Genomic DNA, 19,283 nt, shown 5'->3' on the forward strand with positions numbered 1-19,283 from the left:
CATATCGATGACTTCTGTATCCATATCTTGATGAAAATGACAAAAAGATTAATAGCTTAGGTAATCTCGCGTATGCGCAAAAAATGAACTATACGTTGTAGGGCAGGATGCAAATAACTTACGAAGAGGTTTCTATGACAGCGAAGTATGGCGCTAAACGTCGATTAGCGATTTTGGGTACAGCAATGATGGCCGCGTCTAGCGCCACCTTTGCAGCAGAAAAGCCAAATATATTGGTCATTTGGGGGGACGACATTGGTCAATCCAATGTGAGTGCGTACACCTTTGGCTTAATGGGTTACCGCACTCCAAATATTGATAGCATCGCCAAAGAAGGCATGATGTTTACCGATTATTATGCGGAGCAGTCTTGTACCGCAGGTCGCTCAACGTTCATCACGGGTCAAAGTGTTCTTAGAACGGGTTTAAGTAAAGTAGGCCTTCCAGGAGCAGACATTGGTTTGCAAGCGGAGGATGCAACGATTGCAGAAATGCTTAAACCTATGGGGTACATGACAGGTCAATTTGGTAAAAACCACCTTGGCGATAAAGATGAATTCCTTCCAACAGCACACGGGTTTGACGAATTTTTTGGCAACCTTTACCACCTGAATGCTGAAGAAGAACCGGAGAATGAAGATTACCCAACTGACCCAGAGTTCCGTAAGAAATTTGGCCCTCGTGGTGTGATCAAATCATTCGCAGATGGCAAGATTGAAGATACAGGCCCACTAACGCGTAAGCGTATGGAAACGGTCGATGAAGAAACACTAGACGCGGCACTTGATTTCATGGATCGCGCAGTGAAAGCGGACAAACCATTCTTCGTTTGGTGGAACGCAACAAGAATGCACTTTAGAACGCACGTGCAGCCAGATAGCAAAGGTGTAACCGGCATCAGTAATTACGCTGATGGTATGGTTGAGCACGATCGACACGTTGGACAACTATTGAAGCAAGTGGATGAGTTGGGCATCAAAGACAACACCATCGTTTTCTACTCAACGGATAACGGTCCACACATGAACTCTTGGCCTGATGCCGGTACAACGCCGTTCCGTGGTGAGAAAAACACCAACTGGGAAGGCGCATACCGTGTACCAGCAATGGTTCGTTGGCCAGGAAAGATTGAACCGGGCAGTGTTTCAAATGAAATCATGCACCACATGGACTGGATGCCAACCTTCGTTGCAGCTGCTGGTGATGATCAGATCAAAGAGAAACTACTGAAAGGTCATACTGCGGGTGATAAAACGTTTAAAGTTCATCTAGATGGCTACAACTTCCTGCCTTACCTAACCGGTGAAGAAGAGAAAGGTCGTCGTTCGGAGATCTTCTACTTTACCGATGACGGTGACCTTGCGGCACTTCGTTACAACCAATGGAAAGCGGTGTTCATGGAGCAGCGTGCGACGGGTACCATGCAAATTTGGGCAGAACCGTTTGTAACGTTACGTCTTCCTAAGCTGTTTAACCTCCGAATGGACCCATACGAAAACGCAGATATCACATCGAATACGTACTATGACTGGTTGTTAGACCATGCTTATATGTTCGTTCCTGCACAAGCGTATGTTGGCAAGTTCTTAGAAACCTTTGCTGAATATCCACCACGTCAAAAAGCAGCGAGCTTTAGCTTGGATCAGGTTATGGAGAAACTTCAAGAGAACCATAATAAGTAAGCTTTGGTTTATTGAAACTGATGTTTGATGAAACTGGTAACACGAAAGAGCTCTTCGGAGCTCTTTTTTTATGAGCATATCGATGAGTAGATATCAGTCGTGAATATGAATCACAACTATCGAGCCCACTGCCACTAAATAATTGTAATTTCATTGTTTTTACGTCTACCTTATTAAGCATAAGGATGTATAAAAACAAGGAATGTTATGTCTGCATGGTTGTGCTCACTAGTGAACGGATTGAAACACCAGCGAGTTGCAGTATTATCCTCAATGTTGTCTTTACCTATGTTGTCGACACTCAGTATCAGTGTGAATGCTAATGAACAAGCTCCAACGATCACTGAAGCTACGCTTATTGGTTCAGGAACTTTAGATGCCAGCTCTCCCAAGGCTACGTATGTCGGTTCTGAAGCATGCGTTGACTGTCACAGCGAAGAAGTGGAAGCGTGGCAAGGCTCTCATCATGATATGGCGATGAAGCATGCTACAGACGAATCTGTATTAGGCGATTTTAACGACCAAACGGTCACTCATGACGGTCAACCTAACCGATTTTTCCGCAAGGGCGAAGAGTTCTGGGTCAATATCGAAGGGCCAGACGGCCAGTTTAAAGATTACAAAATCAGCTATACCTTTGCCTTTGAACCACTACAACAATACATGGTTGAATTTGAAGATGGCCGTGTACAGTTGATTCCATTCGCTTGGGACTCTCGCACTGAAGGCGAAGGCGGTCAACGCTGGTTTCACCTCTATCCTGATACCACCAATACCGATGAATTCTACTGGACCAATAGCGGTCAAAACTGGAACTTCATGTGTGCCGATTGCCATTCAACGAATCTAGAAAAAAACTACGACAGCGCGAGTAATACCTACAACACCACATGGTCCGAGATTAATGTCGGTTGTGAAGCGTGTCATGGCCCTGCGAGTGAGCACGTTGAACAGGCCAAGCTAGCCAAAGCTAACGGTGGAAAGGATGCTCAAGTCTCGGCGCATTATGGTTTTGACCGTGACTTGTCGAAATCGGTGAAAGAGTGGATCTATCAAGAGGGTAATTCAACCCTGCAACCAAAAGACATCATCCATACCAATCAAGTTCAAACCTGTGCTCAATGCCACAGCCGACGTACTCAGTTGAATGAAACGGGTGACCACGTGAACGGGTCATTCTTTGATAAGTATCGCCTGAGCTTAATTACTCCTGAGCTTTACCACAACGATGGTCAAATCTACGATGAAGATTACGTTTACGGCTCTTTTTTGCAATCTGTGATGGCAGAGAAAGGCGTCACTTGTACTAACTGCCATGATCCCCATACTGCAGAATTAAAAATTGCAGAGGAAGCCGTGTGTAGCCAATGTCACATTGCATCAGAGTACACGCCTGAAAAGCACACCTTCCACGAGGCGAATACCGAAGCTTCACAATGTACCACTTGTCACATGCCTGAGACGACTTACATGGAGGTCGACCCAAGACGCGACCACAGTTGGCATATCCCGCGTCCTGATATTAGCCAACACATTAAAACGCCGAACGTGTGTACTAGCTGTCATGAAGATCAAACCGACCAGTGGGCAGATAAGCAAATCGGTGAGTGGTTCCCAGATTCTAAGTATCGTAATCAGCAGCATTTTGCCGTTGACTTTTATGCTGACTCAATAGGGCACCGAGGTGCAGAAGATGCACTGGCGTATTCGGCTCAAGATTCAAGTTTAAGCAATATCATTCGAGCTTCGAGCTTAGAACGCTTGGGTGGTAACACAGGCAAGAACACACTTATCTCATTGGCGAGAGCGGTGAAACATGATGATGAGATGATCCGTTTAGGCGTTGTGCAAGGCTCGTCTGCTTTCCCATTCACTGACCGTTGGCAGATTCTAGAGCCGCTACTGAAAGACCCTGTATTATCGATTCGTTCAGAAACCGCAGGTGCATTGGTACGTTATTGGGGAGAAATGAATCCTCTGCAGAAAGACCAAATCAAGCCTGCATTGGAAGAGTACATTGAGATACAGCAATTTAATGCCGATAGAGGATTTGGACGTACTAACCTAGGCAACGTTTACCGAGATTTAGGTCAGCACGATAAAGCGATTGAGTTCTATCAAGGTGCTATCGAGATTGAGCCTTACTTCGAAAACAGCTACGCCAACTTGGCGGATTTGTATCGAGCGCAAGGTAACGAAGCAAAAGCGTTGTCGACCTTGAAGCAAGGTATTGAAGCTCAGCCTAAATCGAGTGTTTTGCCATACAGCACAGGGTTATCTCTGCTTCGTGTAAAAGATTACGAACAAGCAACGGAGTACCTTAAACAAGCTGCTGAAACTGCACAAACCGACCCACAATATTGGTATGTGTACGGATTGGCTTTGGAGAAATCGGATGTGCTTGCGGCAAGTCAATCACTGCACAACGCTTACCAATTTAGCCGCAACCCACAGCACCTGTATGCCCAGTGTGAAGTGTTGGCGCGAAACAGCCATATACCGGGCGTACCAAAGGCGTTTGAGCAATGTATTTCATCATTGAGCAAAGTGGCACCACCGGAAGCCATTAACCAATTGAAAGCTAGGTTTAAATAAAGCGATGAGGTGAGCTTGGCTATCGAGCTTGCTGCTGATTCCGCTTGTAACTAATTGTCTCGCTTATGAGCAATTATCACGTTTATAACTTATCGCGCTGATGAACAATTATCACGTGTATAACTAATAGTTATGGGGCTTGTGAGTAGGATGTACGCAGCCAGATTTAATTAAGGGAAGACCTATGAACCATGCGCAACAAGCAATAAACCAACTGATTGAACAAACAGAGAAAAGTGTTATCGGTCAGAGCCACGTCGTTCGGGCTCTGGTGATAGGGTTATTGACTAATGGCCATGTGCTTCTAGAAGGGCTTCCCGGTACAGCGAAAACTCGCTCGGTGAAGTCATTGGCGAATCTACTGAACACCAGTTTTGGTCGAATTCAGTTTACGCCTGACCTGCTGCCATCAGATGTAACTGGTACAGAAGTGTATCAAGAGCTTGATGGCAAGCCTCAGCTGCATTTCCAACCGGGTCCTATTTTTAATAGCATCGTTCTGGCCGATGAAGTGAACCGTGCGCCCGCAAAGGTACAAGCGGCTCTGCTTGAAGCGATGGCGGAAGGGACGATAACAGTAGGCGGCCAAACTCACATCCTTCCGGATTTGTTCATGGTCTTGGCGACTCAAAACCCGGTTGAACAAGAAGGTACATATCCGCTACCTGAGGCGCAGATGGACCGTTTCATCATGAAAGTGACGGTCGACTACCCAGAAGACGAAGCGGAACGCGACATTATTAGATTGGTGCGCAGTGAAGAGCTGGGCAGCGAGACGAGTTCAGAATTAGTCACCCCACAGCATATTGAACCTGAATTGGTACTTGAAGCGCGCCGCCAACTTCCAGATATTGCGGTTTCTGATTTAGTTGAAAACTACATTGTGGCTTTGGTGATGGCGACTCGTAAGCCAGAGCGTTACCCAGAATCAAATTTGTCTAAATGGATAGAGATTGGTTCAAGCCCACGAGCATCAATCTCATTAGATAAATGTGCCCGCGCTTATGCGTGGCTACAGGGGCGTGACCACGTCACGTTAGATGATGTGCGTGCAATGCTACCCACCGTACTAGGACATCGATTCTCGTTGTCTTATGACGCATTGGCCGATGGTGTTGACCATCAAAGAGTGGTTGAAGAGCTGCTTGATAATGTTGAGATCGGATAACAAGGGGGCGTCATGGCGAAGCCAACACAAGCTCCCAAACCGCAAGGCCTTGATCCACGTTTGTACTGTGATTATTCAAGGTTAGTGCGAATACAGGCTCAAGCTGAGTCGTTTTCTCTACTGCCTCATCTAAAGGCGGGCAGTGTGCTGTCGGGCAGACATAACTCTTTGTTCCGTGGTCGTGGTTTGAATTTTGAGGAGTTACGACACTACCAATTGGGTGATGATATCCGTAATCTCGATTGGAAAGTCACCATGCGAACGGGGAAGCCGCATGTTCGCAGTTACACCGAAGAGAAAGACCGTAATGTGATGATCTGTGTCGATCAGCGCAGTTCGATGTTTTTTGCTTCTCAAAACACCATGAAATCCGTTGTGGCTGCCGAAGTGGCGGCACTGTGTGGGTGGCGAGTGCTAAAAGATGGTGACCGTGTCGGCTTCGTTTTGGTCTCACACCAAAAACTCTTCCACACCAAAGCACAGCGTTCACAGTCTGATTTACTGGCTCAGTTAAAGCACCTTACTAAAGCAAATCAAAGCTTAGACGTGAGTGTGAGTGACAGCGAAGGAGTCGGGTTCAGTCAATGGATTGAACTGATAAAACGAATGAGATTAAAGCAGTCGACCTTGATCTTTATTAGCGATTGGCGCGACTGCCAAGAACAACATCTAGACCGACTAAAGCAGTTACAGCAACACAACGATATCTTGGCCATAATGGTCACAGACCCATTGGAACAATCATTACCTCAAGATCTCGCAAGCGCAAATTGGGTGGTGGGTGATGGTCGCTTTCAACTTAATCTCGATAGCCAATCTAAGGTTAACCTCGCAAGTGAAAGCCTTGCTCAAAAGGCTGCACTCCAGAAACAGTCCCTTGCTAAATTAATGGCGATCAAAAACCTCCCTTATATCGAATTAGATACGTCTGGAACTCATATTTCTCAGCTTCAAAAGCTGGTGGGAGGGCGTTAGATGGCCGTTGAACATACGCCTCCAAGTACTTATATCCTTCGCGATCTGCACGATGTCGCCATTCCCGAGAGCGTGAGCTGGATGCCGCAAACTATTGGCTGGAAGATCCTTGGCGTCATTCTGTTATTGGTCGCTGTCTATCTGGCTTATCGTTTAGCGCTAAGGTGGTGGAATAACCGTTATCGCAAAGAAGCGCTTCAAGAACTCATGGTACTGGATGCAAGAGACAAGAACTCAACTGAACGAACCTTTAAAGTCCTCAAAGTGGTACTTCGTTACCTAGACAGCAGCAATGCAAAGCTGTTTGGAAAAGCCTATGTAAACCGTCTGAACGCTTATCTGCCTGTTAGCGCTAACACAAGTGAAAACAGCAATGCGTTCTTTGCCGATGAAGTTTCGGAATTATGGATGCAAAGCCTAATTGACCCTAATGTGCGTCTGAGCTTTGAACAGCGTTTAGAGGTGATTCAAACTGCGATGATGTGGCTAAAGCTTCATAAACCCGATGTACAAACAAAACCGAATGTACAGGTAATGGCTGAGGGGCAAGACAATGTTTGATGTTTTATCTGCCAGCTTTGAATTTGCGCACCCGCTATGGTTTATCGCGCTGCCTTTGCCGTTGTTAGTCTACTTTGCCGTGCCAGCTTACCGAACTAAGCAAATGGCTATTAAGGTGCCATTTTTTCGAGAATTGGTTGAAGCGATTGGCGAAGCACCGTCACAAGGTGCCAGCCAGTTAACACCAAGCTGGTGGCAACGTGCTACGCTGATCATTACCTGGGTATTAGTGATCTGCGCATTAGCGAAACCTACCATTCTTGGTGAGCCACAAGTTCGTGAACAATTAGGTCGCGACGTGATGGTGGTTGTCGATTTGTCTGGCTCAATGGCTGAACAAGATTTTACGTCTAAACAAGGGGATAAAATCTCTCGCTTAGATGCGACCAAAGAGGTGTTAGCCGATTTCGCGAAAACCAGAAAAGGGGACCGACTCGGTTTGATTCTTTTTGGTGATGCAGCGTTTGTACAAACACCGTTTACAGCTGACCAAGATGTGTGGCTTGAACTGCTTAATCAAACCGATGTCGCTATGGCAGGGCAAAGCACGCACTTAGGTGATGCAATTGGCTTGGCGATTAAGGTGTTTGAACAAAGCGAAAAGCAAAGTGCTGCCGTTCAAGATTCAAGTGTTGATGCCAACGAAAAAGAGAAGGTCGTGATCGTACTAACCGACGGTAATGATACGGGAAGCTTTGTTGAACCTATCGATGCCGCCAAAGTCGCCAAGGCGAAAGGCGTTCGTATTCACGTTATCGCCATGGGTGATCCTCAAACCGTGGGAGAAGTGGCGTTGGATATGGAAACCATCAAACGAGTAGCGCAAGAATCCGGTGGTGAAGCCTTTGAGGCACTTAACCGCGACGAACTTACCAAAGCCTACGCTCAGATTGGTGAGCTAGAACCACAATTATATGAAAGTACCACTTATCGCCCTAAACAGGGGCTGCACCATTACTTAATGGCGATTGTTGTTGTGATGTATCTGACTGCCTTTAGTCTGGCGACTTTACGTAGAAGGTCGCTTTTGGCTTCTAAAACTAAAAAATTGAAAGGAGAGGATGATGCCTGATTCTCTCACTCTGCAACAGTTCTTTACCCAGTTTCATTTTATCCGACCTTTGTGGTTGTTGGCCTTTATTCCGATGTTCTTCCTGTTATGGGTTCGTTGGAGAGAAGAGACCAAACCAACGTGGAAAGACATTCTACCTGCACACTTACGTGATGCATTGACCATTGGTGAAACAGGCTGGCGTAGGCAGCTGCCATTGAAGCTATTGGTGGTGATTGTAACTATCGCCATCATTATCTGTTCTGGCCCAACATGGCAACGTGAGGCTTCGCCTTTTGGTGAAGACAAAGCGTCGATGTTGGTTGTGCTTGATAACAGTGAATCTATGCTGGCTAAAGACTTACCACCGAGTCGCTTGGAACGATCTAAGCAGAAGATTAGAGACTTATTAGCAGCTCGGAAAGGCGGTAATACGGGCTTAGTTGTTTACGCAGGCAGCGCACACGTCGCGATGCCCGTTACTCAAGACAGCAAGGTATTCGAACCGTTTCTAGCGGCTATCACACCCGATATCATGCCGGTATCAGGTAAGTCAGCAGAAGAAGCGTTACCACTCATAAATCAACAACTGTCTGGTGAGTTAGGCTCTTCTGTACTGCTGGTATCAGATGGTGTCAACCCAAGCACCATTAGGGCGTACGAGAGTTTCTTTAACGACAATCCGTATCAGTTGCTCATTCTCGCCGCAGGAAACAGTAATGTGGTGAGCGATAACCCAGTCGACCTAGATTCACTGCGTAACTTAGCGAGTAAGACGGGTGGACGAGTGGTTGAGGTGACCGTTGATGATTCGGATATCCAACAACTGAACAGAGCGGTTGAAAGAAACATGCAGCTCAACGGCGAATCTTCAATGCCTTGGAAAGACATGGGCTATGGCTTGCTTATCCCAATGGCGATTATCATGTTGTTGTGGTTCAGAAAAGGGTGGTTGGTTCAGTGGTGTGTTGTTGGCGTGCTGATTACAGGTAGCATGTATTCACCAGACACTTTGGCGAAAACAGTCAACTTAACCGCTGAGAAACCCGTTGTGGTGGAGTCGGTTACGGTTTGGGATAAAACAGCCCAATGGTGGTGGGATTTATGGTTAACGCCCGACCAGCAAGGTCAACGCCTGTTGAACCAGAAGGAATACCTTGAAGCGGCAAAACATTTTACTGACCCAATGCGAAAGGGCGCGGCTTACTACTATGCTCGTGATTTTAAGTTAGCTCACAGTGCCTTTTTACAAACCAAAACCGATTATGGTTTGTATAACGCCGCGAGTGCTTTAGCTCGACAGCGAGAATACCTTGCCGCGCGAGACCTTTTGAAGTCATTAAGCGAGAAAGAGGGTCTGTCACCAGAACTAAGAACGGATGTGGAGAACAATCTTGCTGTGCTTAGTGGCATTGTCGAAGAGGTTAATCGCACCAGTGAAAGCCAATCAGGCACAACTGATGGCCCTGAAGAATCTTTAGAATTAGATGACGACCAGCCGCGCACGGGTGATGGTGCAGAAGAGGAAACGGTAGCGGAATTGATGCTTAAGGAAACACTTAACGCGAATGAGATTTTGGGTAGCCAAGAGCTTGCCGACAAGTGGTTGAAGCGAGTAGAAGCCGATCCTAAGTTCTTCTTGAAATCCAAATTCCAAATTCAGTTAAGAGATCCTGCGCCTTCGATCGAGCAGATGCGAAAACAAGAACAGACGCCAAAACAGGAGCAAACCCAATGAGTCGACATGATTTAGCTCTTGAATTGATTCAAGTAAAGGTAGGGCGCTCAGAATCCTTTAAACTAACCAAGACCTTGCTTGTGTCGATGGTTCTATTGATTAGCACTGTTTTCCCTACACTTGCTTCTGCGACGGATATCTATGATCTGCAGAAGAGTGGTGATGTTGAACTGATCGCTTGGGTTGGAGACAAACCGAAGTCAGGCGATAAGATAACGCCAGCGAAAGTCAGCGTTAATGAGCAAGTGATTCTGAATATTGAGGTGGCGACCCCTCGCTGGCTAACGGGTGGTACGCGAATTGGCAGCATCGAAATCCCCAATGTTATTGCTAAGCAGCGCAACCAACTCGCGACGAACTACACAGAGCGAGTGGGTGGCACAACATGGTCACGTCAACGTTGGGAAGTGACGCTTTATCCGATGACTTCTGGCGAGTTTGTGATTCCTACAGTGCCTGTTCGTATTCAAGTGTCAGCACCTGATGGCTCAAACGTTGGCGGCACGCTTTACACGCAGCCGATTAAGTTTGAAGCCTCATTACCGTCTGGTTTGTTAAGCGATGAATCGCCTTGGTTTTCAGCGACAGACGTGGATGTTGAGCAGCAATGGCAACGTTCGAGCGAAGACTTAAAAGTGGGTGATGCGGTTACTCGAACCGTGACGATCAAAGCGAAAGACAGTTTGTCGGTGTTACTTCCCAATGTGTTGACCAATGAATCGACTCAGCAATATCAAGCTTACCCTCAGCCTAATCGTTTAGATGACACACAAGAACGTGGTGACTATCGGTCCAGTAGAATTGAAGAGACGGTTTATGTGATTCAGCAAGGTGGTGAATTTACCTTACCGGAGTTCACATTCCAGTGGTGGGACAGCAAAAATCAGCGTCTTGAGAGCGTGGTGATAAAAGGCGAGGTGTTTGAAGCAAAACATACGCTCCGATCTTTCATCAAGGCTTACATGTCGATCTTTATAAGCGTTGGTTTGGCAGTGGTGTTATGTGGCATGTTATTCGTTACGGCGAAGCGCTATTACAAAAATCGACCAACACCAAGTTGGTTGGTATTGCGTCGTTTGCTTAAGCAAAATAATTGGCCCGCATTGAGAACCTTTATCTATCGTCAATTACGAAACCAAACTTCTCAGCTAGAACTGAATAAAGCGAAACTGGGTAAAGCGCAACTTGGTAATTTGAATGGACAAAAACGTTGGGTGGAAGACAGTGAATCCCTCCAACAAGGGCGAGAAGACAAAAACGTATTTACTCGTTTGTGGAGAGGGTTACGTAACTTACCCAATGACACATCAAACTCAAGCAATTCTCGTTCAATTTTCGACCGCTTGAAAATCCCTAAAGCCTTGCCAAACTTAAAAGATAGAACTAAGTAGCAAACTTTAGTTATTCGCATCGAACAAAATCGGCAGGCTCTCTACTATAGGGGACCTGCTTCTTTAATATGGAACTGTATGAAAAGCACCGAACTCAATTTAATTCCTATATTTGTTGCTATCTATGAAGAGCAGAACTTATCTAGGGCTGCTAATCGCATGGATATAAGCCAACCTGCTGTGAGCAAAGCGCTTGCACGGTTGCGAGATATCTATGACGAGCCACTGTTTCACCGTACCACATCAGGCGTAGAGCCAACCACATTCGCTATTGATATCTATCCGGCAATGGCCGCTGCGCTTAAAAATTTCACTTCTACCTTATCCGCATCAAGAGATTTCGACCCCAAAACTTCAGGGCGCGTGTATTCAATTGCCTGCGTCTCGGCGGCGAGCTACGAAATGATGCCAAGAGTGATGCAGTTAATCAGCCAAGTTGCACCTGGTATCGCGTTAGAAGTTCACCCTCTATTTACGGAAGATTACGAGTCTGATTTAAGGCTTCAAAGACACGATGTTATTATCGATATGACACCTAAAGGAAGAACCATGCTCAAGCATGAGGTGATCTCTAAAGAGGAACTGGTGGTGGTGTGCCGCAAAGACCATCCTACGATTGGTGATACGATCGATATGGAGCAGTTCCTATCAGTTGAGCATGTGGTTGTATCTCGTTGGCATGCACGTAAAAGCTTATTGAGTTCTGAACACTACAGTGACCTTGAAAAGCGCAGAATAGTCTATCGCGCTGCGGGTGTTGTTGAGATGCTGCCAGTTATTGAGGGCTCCGATTACATCGGAGTGTTACCTATGTCATCGGTGCGTTGTTTTTCTGAAAAGTACTCGGTTAAAACACTACCACTACCATTCGAATTGGAAGACCTCGATATGTGTATGATTTGGCACCCGAGTCGCACTAATGAACCTAGCCACAAGTGGTTGCGCGCTAAGATCAAAGCGGCAGCAAAAGACATATCAAGTTAGCCTCTAAAGGGCGATTAATGGAAAATGTTTGTGCGAATAGCCGTTATTCCCAGCACTGACATACGTTGATTGGATTTCGACCTAACTACAGGCAATCAAAAAGAGCCGCTTATCTGTTTTGACTGAGTCAGTCTGAATTGATAAGTGGCTCTTTTACTTGGTGTGGGTTTCGACATTAAAACTAAGAAACCTCAATGACATCTATTATTCGGTAATTTCTTGCAGAACTTCTCCAATTGAACCACTTGGTTGAGTGATACCCAGTTTGTTCGAAAGCGTTGGTGCAATGTCGTATGGCGTGACTGGACGCGAGATTTTCTGAGCTTCAACGTCGTAGCCTGCGAAGATGACAGGGACATGTGTATCGTACTTCCATGGCGAGCCATGAGTCGAGGCTATTTGAAGGCCTTCCATGTCGTTAATGTAGCTACGTGGAGCAAATACCACATACACATCGCCAGAACGAGCTGGGTGGTAGTTGTTCTTAATGAGCTGCATTACATGAGTATCAGGTACTCGGTTTGCCGCGATATCACTGCTTGATACGGCAAACGCCACTCCCTTCACTTTCGCTATTTCATCGGCGATCGCTTCCTGTACTTTAGCTAGGTCAAGTTTCTTCTCTGCGATTAAATCGTGATTCAGATAAATATAAGGCTGTGCGTACAAGCGTATTGCGTCTTTGGATAAACCAAACTCATCCTTCAACCTTTGCTCTACGCCACTCGAGAGCAGTGTGTCTTTATTGAAGTATTGAGCTTGATTGAAGCCAAGCGCATTTGCCGCAGGTGAAGATTCAGGTACACCGTGGTCGGCAGACAACACAATTAGTGTATTCTTTAGTCCGACTTGGTGATCAACGGTTTTAAGAAGCTTGGCGATCGTCTTATCGAGTCGAATTAGGTTGTCTTCTGTTTCTAGGCTTTCAGGGCCGTATAAGTGCACCACGTAGTCGTTTGATGAAAAACTTACAGACAGGTAATCGGTCACGTCACCTTGACCTAGCTTCTCTTGCATCAACAGTGTGCTTGCAAAGTTTTCTGTGATTTCATCGCCAGCCGGGCTAACGGTTAGCGTTGTGCTGTAGTACTTGTAACTCGCGGGGCCATAAGGGTGAGGGAAGGTGCGTTGGAAATCACCGAGTTTCACTTTGTGTTCGGTATCGTGCTCTTGCAGCGTGTAGTTTTCACGTGGTAATGAGAGCTCCCATTTTTGTTTCGAGTACTCTGCAGCAATCGCTTTCTCGTTCCAACGTGATACCCAATCTGGATACTCGTCGTAGTAATAGTTGCTGGTGACAAACTCAGATTGCGCTTTGGAGAACCAGAAGGCTTTACCACTGTGTCCCGCTAATGAGATTGCACCGCGGTCTTTCACGGATACACCGAACACTTTTGATTTGCCACTATTGGAAATTGTCAGCTCGTCACCAAACGTGGTGGCAAGTATAGGCTCTGGAGATCGCCCATCACCTTGTGCTGTCTTCTGAGTTGGGTCGATCTCAGTTGCTTTATCGACACCCGCACCAGAGGTCAACATTTTGTAGTTACCGTCTTCTACGTTATACACCAAACGTTCTTCGCTACGGTCATACCAAACGTTACCTACCATGCCGTGTACGCTCGGTGGAGCGCCGGTTGCAAGCGACACATGGCCCACGATCGTTTCCGTGTTGCCATGTTGATAGTTCGCGTTGGTGTAGTAAGTACCATCATCCATTAAGTACCGGAAACCACCTTCACCGAAGTTGTGCTTATATCGTTCGATAAGATCTGCGCGCAGGCCATCTACCGTGATTTGAAGGACTAGATTTGGCTTCTCTGCTGCTGAGACAGGGAAGGCACAGAGTAACGCGAGTGTAAGTCCTGAAAGCTTGGTGTATTGCATAGAAGTTCCTTATTCAGCGTTGCCGCAGAGTTCTAACGTTTGGTCAGATTTCTAACGTGTGTCAAATTTCTAATGTGTGTATAGTGCAAGTCGTATTTTAGTATTGCTTGTGAAGATTGTTGATTCATAACCGTTGGCATCTTTAGTTAGTTCATTCTTCAACTAGCTCATAGCTTTAGCTAGTTCGTGTCTCTAACTAAACGCAGCCCCATATCTGACATAGTGATCGATTGGCTTGCGAAATCACGACGGTAACTTTCAGATTCATTTTCGTCATAAGCAAAGCTGCCACCGCGAACCGATTTATGTGATAAACCAACGTCGCTGTGTTTTGCGTTGTTAGGATTGTCTGTTGGACCGAATCGGTAGAAGGTGTCATCGAAGGCATCAATCACAAACTCACCCACGTTTCCGGTCATGTCATATAAGCCTAGTTCATTTGGCTTCTTTAGCCCGACTGGATGTGCTCTATTTTTTGAATTTGCTGAGTACCACGCAACATCATCTAAGTTATTGGAACCACTGTAAGTATAGCCTTTGCTCTTGTTGCCACCCTTCGCTGCAAACTCCCATTCAGCTTCAGTCGGCAGGCGGTATTCTTCACCAGTAAGTTCGTTCAACTGTTCAACGAAATAGTTCGCTTGTTGCCAGCTTAGGTTATTGACCGGAACTTGCGGGTTTTGGAAATAACTGAGAGATGAACCCATCACCGATTCGAACAATTCTTGAGTCACCTCAAACTTCGCAATGTAGAAACTATCTACAGTTATATCTCGTGCTGGTCGTTCTGCTTTGGTCGCTTCAGGATCGTTCGAACCCATGGTGAATGTACCACCTTCAACTAGCACCATTTCTTGGTCAATTTGTTGGGCGATGGGGTGTGTAGGCACGCTCGCACAGCCGCTTAGGAAAATAGTCATGGTGACGCTGCTGATCGCCGCTATTTGTTTGTAATTAAAAAATTTCATCACGTGCCTCGAATGTTCGAAATAGAGGGCAATTTTAACGTTTAAGGTCATTCCTATTGGTTATAAAGGGTATAACATGCCACTGATTGAAATAGGCATTATGATGGCTACAGACACTAAGATAGGTAGATAAATCATGCACATTACTCAAGGTCCACAATACAATGGTAAAGCGTCTAAACGCTTGCATGTTATGGCTAAGCCAATTGGCGCAGCGTGCAACATTGACTGTAAATATTGTTATTACCTAAGTAAGCAAGATTTGTTGGAGTACAAGAAAGGCAGTTCTCCAAGAATGGATGATGAGACGTTAGAAACCTACATCCGACAATACATCGAAGGTCAAAATACGCCTGAAATTATCTTCTCATGGCAGGGCGGTGAACCGACCATGCTGGGTTTAGCGTACTTTGAAAGAGTGGTTGAACTACAGAAAAAGCACCGACCTGAAGGGGTGTTGATTTCAAACGATCTGCAAACCAATGGCACATTATTGAATGACGACTGGGGCCGATTCTTAGCAAAGAACAATTTCCTAATCGGCTTGAGTATTGATGGCCCTGAAATGCTACACAACGCGTATCGTGTCAACAGAGCAGGCCGTGGTACATTCAAACAAGTGATGGCGGCCGTTGAACTGCTGCACAAACACCAAGTGAAATTCGCAACGCTGACTTGTGTGAATAACCTCACCAGTCAAAATGCACTTGAGGTGTATCGCTTCCTACGTGATGTGGTGAAGTCACCGCAAATGCAGTTTATCCCTATCGTTGAGCAAAAAACCTTTAGAACGGTTGCGCCACAAACGTCTCAAGTGAGTGAGCAGCTCAAACAAGGCGACAAACGCCTTATCCCCGGCCATAAAGACTCGATTATGGAATCGTGGTGTGTGTCGGACTTGGCTTGGGGTAACTTCCTTATTTCTGTATTTGATGAGTGGGCGAAGAACGACATCGGTAAAGTGTTCGTTCAGTATTTTGAAGCAAGTTTAGAAACATGGATAGGGCGTCCTAACCCGCTTTGTACTCTGAATGAAATCTGCGGTAAAGGCCTCGCGATGGAGCCTAATGGCGACGTATTCTCATGCGACCACTATGTTTACCCTGAATACAAGATTGGCAATATTCATCACGAGAAGCTTGATGACTTGGCGTACAGCGCACCACAGCAAAAGTTTGGTTTTGCTAAATCACGCACACTGACCAGTCAATGTCAGCAGTGTGAGTACAAGTTTGCTTGTCATGGTGAGTGCCCTAAGAACCGCTTTATCAAAACTCGTGCAGGCGAACCGGGTTTGAACTACTTATGTGCAGGTTGGCATAAGTTCTTTTCTCATGTCGACAAGTCGATGGCTTATATTGCTCGTGCGATGGGGCATCCGGTTGCTCACGGCAAATTCAGCGACTCAGCATTGATGGCGCATCGAGCAAAACAGGCGCAACAAGCTATGTTCGAGACCAAGTTTTAACTCGTTCTTTGGATCAACAGGTCCAAGATAAATTTAATCAGATACGAGTCTAAGGACAGGCTAAGTTCTCCAGTTTAAGGTAATACTATGATGAAGAAGAGTTTAGCGACGGCTGTTGCTTTATTGGTTTCAACGTCCGCATTGATATCAACGTCTGCATTGATTTCAACGTCAGCAATGGCTGCCAATAGCGTTCAACAAACCGTTGACGCACCGGCACAAAATATCAATCAAGTGCTTGAAATGACGGACACACAAACCCGAATTCAACAGTTGTCTTACATGGCTCAAGATCAGAATCAATCCGTTGAAAATCGTACTGGTGCACTGCAAGAACTTGCTTCATACCCAAGCCAGAATGCGCTGGTGGCGGTGGCAAGAGGTTTGAAAGATCAAAACCCTGAAGTTCGTGAGGCTTCGATTATCGGTTCTTCGCCATATCAACTTGAGCATCGTTGGGCGTTAGTTTCGCCTTTGCTGAGCGATACAGACTCTATGGTTCGTCATTCAGCAACATCGAACTTAGTTCGTGATTACAATACGTTAGATAAAGAACAGAAAGCACAAATCGAACAACCTGTCGCTGAGTTAATAACATTCTTGGAATCACAAGAATCTGAAAAGTTTCAACTGTTGTTTGCTGATGTTCTTCGCTGGCACAACGAGTGGGATAAGGCGGAAACTGTTTATCTGGAGCTCATCAACACTCATCCCAGAGACCCACAAGTTTGGTTGAGCTACGCGGATAACTTCCGATCTCAGAATAAAGATCAACAAGCGGTCGAGGTGTTGGATCGTGGTTTGAAGAACGTGCCGGACAATGCAGCGATGCACTATTCTAAATCATTAACTTTGGTTCGCCTTGAAGACAAGGCAGCAGCAGCCAAAGAGATTGAAGTAGCAGCAGAACTTGCAAAAGATAACAGCTACTACTGGTACTTGAATGGGGTACTACAAGAAGAGCTGGATATCGACAAATCGACTAAATCGTTCGAGAAAGCGTATTTGATCTCTGGCTCTCCAGAACAGTTATACGCGGTATGCGATATTTATGTACGCTATGGCAATGAAAAAACAGATGATTGCTTGGGTGAGCTAGGTAAAGTGGCTCCTGATTATGTTATTGAACAGTTGAAAGAGAAACGAGTCGCGCCAAGCTCATAATCTTTAGATGGGTTAATGGTAAGCTGATAAACCGTTATTGAGAAAGCCAGTCGAATATTCGACTGGCTTTTTTGGATCTTAATTGCTGCAAGTGACCATCGATTTGAATTCGAGCTAAAAAACAAAACTCAACATGATGGTGTAGAGCAATGCATCTTTATCGGTTTTAGGGGCGTCAATAAAGGCACCGTTTGACCTACGAGCTTCGAAGAATTGCATTTCACCATTGATAGATATATTTGACATCAAGTCGTAATCTACACCAACTAAGTAGCTATTCCCTTCTAAGTGCTCATTGGCGTTAAATTGCGCGCCGTATACTACGTAAGGTGTAAATGCTCCTAAATGGTAACCTAGGCTGGCGTACATGGATGAAGAAACGTCACTGATTTGACCTTCGCTCGCCAATACCGCTTGGCCAAATTCATATTCAGCGCCTAGCGACCAAAGTTGGATGTGTTGGTTGTCTGCTGTTGGAAGCGTGCCAACGTTTTTAATTTTTGTCGTTTGATCGAAATTTGAATCAAGGAAAGATAAGTTCCAACGATAGTTATCACCACTTAATTGAAGGTTTGCACCAAACATTCGATTTGTTTCGAATTCCAGCTCGGTTGTCGAATTGAACTCTACTTCATTCTTATCTTTGATTCCGACAAATGGAGAGAGTTGTAGGGTAGCTTCATCGGTTACATCATGAGTCCAACTCACTTTGACACCGTTGAAAGCGGTAATACCAAGAACGCTGTTATACACCTCTGTCGGTGGTCTTGCCGTCATATAGGCTTGGCCAACATAATAGTATTCAGAGGCAAGGAATAGTGGCAGTCGTAATCGACCAATACTCACATCGAAGTCGTTAAATTCATAGCCCAAGTAAGCCCACTCGAGTTGAGGATCACTCCAATCATATTGGGGTGGTTTGACAACTTGTACGGAAGCTTTAAATGAGTTGTAAAAGTAATCGAGTTGAACTCCAAGTGTCGTATCACAGTCATAACAATTTTCATCGGTAAAACCATTGTTGATGATTAAAGGGGAGTCGTTATCTGATGTTGCCCAAGAAGTAGAACCAAATCCGCTTAACGAAAAATTATCGGTAAGTTCAATAATAGCGAAAGCCGGAGAGGCAATTGAAGCACATAGCACTGACGTAATTATTTTTTTCATATTATTTCTCCGAGCTTATAACGTATAGAACATTGGCATTTTCAGGGAGCGTCGAGAGCGGGGCGTACCCAATTCGATTGGGCTTGTCATCAAGCCAGTCAACCAAGGTTTCGGTGGACGCCGATTTAATCTCTCTTGGATAACGAGCCTTACCAGAGAAGGATAAGCTCGCCCAATGGGCATTCATTTGAGCTGCGTTTTTTCCAAGCAGTTGTTGGTAAAAAACTTCACGTTCGCTGCTGTTTTCAGGCCAATCAGAAAGTTCTACACGTTTACCATCGAGTCGTTTTGTTTTTCCTCTATACAGCTTCCTTGCTTTGTTTATCGATATTTCTTCAAATCCTGAATCTAAAGAGAATATGGCGTAATCTTCTGCGGCATGAGCTGGGCTGAGAAGAAGCAAGTTTCCTAACAGCCCTACCGCGACGGGCAATATGACTCTGCGTGGAAGTGTTTTTATTGTTTTAATCCAATCCATGGGTTT

General features: G+C 45.5%; 15 protein-coding genes. 11 read left to right on the forward strand and 4 right to left on the reverse strand.

What is annotated here, in order from left to right; genetic code table 11:
* The first annotated feature begins 134 nt into the window (after positions 1-134).
* The 9 genes from ACED42_RS01520 to ACED42_RS01560 all read left to right on the forward strand — a co-directional run bounded on the left by ACED42_RS01520 (position 135) and on the right by ACED42_RS01560 (position 12,145).
* Positions 135-1,682 (forward strand): arylsulfatase, encoded by a 1,548-nt coding sequence (locus ACED42_RS01520; RefSeq protein WP_029222847.1) that lies wholly within the window; start codon positions 135-137, stop codon positions 1,680-1,682.
* Positions 1,683-1,889: 207 nt separating this feature from the next.
* Positions 1,890-4,277 carry a tetratricopeptide repeat protein gene (locus ACED42_RS01525; RefSeq protein WP_371701102.1) on the forward strand — a complete coding sequence of 796 codons (2,388 nt, stop codon included), beginning with the start codon at positions 1,890-1,892 and terminating at the stop codon, positions 4,275-4,277.
* A 184-nt stretch (positions 4,278-4,461) separates the two neighbouring features.
* Positions 4,462-5,445 carry a MoxR family ATPase gene (locus ACED42_RS01530; protein WP_017094550.1) on the forward strand — a complete coding sequence of 328 codons (984 nt, stop codon included), beginning with the start codon at positions 4,462-4,464 and terminating at the stop codon, positions 5,443-5,445.
* Between the two features lie 12 nt (positions 5,446-5,457).
* Positions 5,458-6,420 (forward strand): DUF58 domain-containing protein, encoded by a 963-nt coding sequence (locus tag ACED42_RS01535; protein WP_371701104.1) that lies wholly within the window; start codon positions 5,458-5,460, stop codon positions 6,418-6,420.
* A complete protein-coding gene (locus ACED42_RS01540) occupies positions 6,421-6,981 on the forward strand; it encodes a DUF4381 domain-containing protein (RefSeq protein ID WP_017098952.1) in 561 nt (186 codons plus the stop codon).
* Positions 6,974-8,053, forward strand: a complete 1,080-nt coding sequence (locus ACED42_RS01545; protein WP_371701106.1) for a VWA domain-containing protein — start codon at positions 6,974-6,976, stop codon at positions 8,051-8,053. Before ACED42_RS01540 ends, ACED42_RS01545 begins: the two co-directional genes overlap by 8 nt.
* A complete protein-coding gene (locus ACED42_RS01550) occupies positions 8,046-9,770 on the forward strand; it encodes a VWA domain-containing protein (RefSeq protein WP_371701107.1) in 1,725 nt (574 codons plus the stop codon). The genes ACED42_RS01545 and ACED42_RS01550 overlap by 8 nt, the downstream gene beginning before the upstream one ends.
* Complete coding sequence (locus tag ACED42_RS01555; RefSeq protein WP_371701109.1) at positions 9,767-11,161, forward strand: BatD family protein; 1,395 nt, start codon at positions 9,767-9,769, stop codon at positions 11,159-11,161. Before ACED42_RS01550 ends, ACED42_RS01555 begins: the two co-directional genes overlap by 4 nt.
* Positions 11,162-11,239: 78 nt before the next feature.
* Positions 11,240-12,145 (forward strand): LysR family transcriptional regulator, encoded by a 906-nt coding sequence (locus ACED42_RS01560; protein ID WP_009844964.1) that lies wholly within the window; start codon positions 11,240-11,242, stop codon positions 12,143-12,145.
* Positions 12,146-12,349: 204 nt separating this feature from the next.
* On the opposite strand, the gene ACED42_RS01565 is transcribed toward ACED42_RS01560, so the two are convergent.
* On the reverse strand, positions 12,350-14,032 hold the full coding sequence (locus ACED42_RS01565) for an alkaline phosphatase family protein (protein WP_371701110.1): 1,683 nt from the start codon (positions 14,030-14,032) through the stop codon (positions 12,350-12,352).
* 179 nt (positions 14,033-14,211) lie between these two features.
* Entirely contained in the window at positions 14,212-15,000 is a 789-nt protein-coding gene (locus ACED42_RS01570) for a formylglycine-generating enzyme family protein (protein WP_371701112.1), read from the reverse strand.
* A gap of 136 nt (positions 15,001-15,136) precedes the next feature.
* Between ACED42_RS01570 and ACED42_RS01575 the strand changes: the two genes are divergently transcribed.
* Both ACED42_RS01575 and ACED42_RS01580 read left to right on the forward strand, forming a co-directional pair.
* Positions 15,137-16,468: an anaerobic sulfatase maturase gene (locus ACED42_RS01575; RefSeq protein WP_371701114.1), complete on the forward strand. Its 1,332-nt coding sequence runs from the start codon at positions 15,137-15,139 to the stop codon at positions 16,466-16,468.
* An 87-nt stretch (positions 16,469-16,555) separates the two neighbouring features.
* The gene (locus tag ACED42_RS01580; protein WP_371701115.1) at positions 16,556-17,632 is read left to right on the forward strand and encodes a tetratricopeptide repeat protein; all 1,077 of its coding nucleotides are present in this window, start codon (positions 16,556-16,558) and stop codon (positions 17,630-17,632) included.
* A gap of 114 nt (positions 17,633-17,746) precedes the next feature.
* On the opposite strand, the gene ACED42_RS01585 is transcribed toward ACED42_RS01580, so the two are convergent.
* Both ACED42_RS01585 and ACED42_RS01590 read right to left on the reverse strand, forming a co-directional pair.
* Positions 17,747-18,799 (reverse strand): ABC sulfate transporter permease, encoded by a 1,053-nt coding sequence (locus tag ACED42_RS01585; RefSeq protein ID WP_017099377.1) that lies wholly within the window; start codon positions 18,797-18,799, stop codon positions 17,747-17,749.
* 1 nt (position 18,800) lies between these two features.
* Entirely contained in the window at positions 18,801-19,277 is a 477-nt protein-coding gene (locus tag ACED42_RS01590) for a hypothetical protein (protein ID WP_009844970.1), read from the reverse strand.
* Positions 19,278-19,283: the final 6 nt, after the last annotated feature.

This window comes from Vibrio sp. FF145, from assembly GCF_041439075.1.
Taxonomy (GTDB): Bacteria; Pseudomonadota; Gammaproteobacteria; order Enterobacterales; family Vibrionaceae; genus Vibrio; species Vibrio tasmaniensis_A.

Coding starts and splice junctions, on each gene's coding strand:
- ACED42_RS01530 (WP_017094550.1), top strand. CDS start 4,462: ATGAACCATGCGCAACAAGCAATAAACCAACTGATTGAACAAACAGAG.
- ACED42_RS01555 (WP_371701109.1), top strand. CDS start 9,767: ATGAGTCGACATGATTTAGCTCTTGAATTGATTCAAGTAAAGGTAGGG.
- ACED42_RS01540 (WP_017098952.1), top strand. CDS start 6,421: ATGGCCGTTGAACATACGCCTCCAAGTACTTATATCCTTCGCGATCTG.
- ACED42_RS01565 (WP_371701110.1), bottom strand. CDS start 14,032: ATGCAATACACCAAGCTTTCAGGACTTACACTCGCGTTACTCTGTGCC.
- ACED42_RS01570 (WP_371701112.1), bottom strand. CDS start 15,000: ATGAAATTTTTTAATTACAAACAAATAGCGGCGATCAGCAGCGTCACC.
- ACED42_RS01525 (WP_371701102.1), top strand. CDS start 1,890: ATGTCTGCATGGTTGTGCTCACTAGTGAACGGATTGAAACACCAGCGA.
- ACED42_RS01575 (WP_371701114.1), top strand. CDS start 15,137: ATGCACATTACTCAAGGTCCACAATACAATGGTAAAGCGTCTAAACGC.
- ACED42_RS01585 (WP_017099377.1), bottom strand. CDS start 18,799: ATGAAAAAAATAATTACGTCAGTGCTATGTGCTTCAATTGCCTCTCCG.
- ACED42_RS01520 (WP_029222847.1), top strand. CDS start 135: ATGACAGCGAAGTATGGCGCTAAACGTCGATTAGCGATTTTGGGTACA.
- ACED42_RS01545 (WP_371701106.1), top strand. CDS start 6,974: ATGTTTGATGTTTTATCTGCCAGCTTTGAATTTGCGCACCCGCTATGG.
- ACED42_RS01535 (WP_371701104.1), top strand. CDS start 5,458: ATGGCGAAGCCAACACAAGCTCCCAAACCGCAAGGCCTTGATCCACGT.
- ACED42_RS01560 (WP_009844964.1), top strand. CDS start 11,240: ATGAAAAGCACCGAACTCAATTTAATTCCTATATTTGTTGCTATCTAT.
- ACED42_RS01590 (WP_009844970.1), bottom strand. CDS start 19,277: ATGGATTGGATTAAAACAATAAAAACACTTCCACGCAGAGTCATATTG.
- ACED42_RS01550 (WP_371701107.1), top strand. CDS start 8,046: ATGCCTGATTCTCTCACTCTGCAACAGTTCTTTACCCAGTTTCATTTT.
- ACED42_RS01580 (WP_371701115.1), top strand. CDS start 16,556: ATGATGAAGAAGAGTTTAGCGACGGCTGTTGCTTTATTGGTTTCAACG.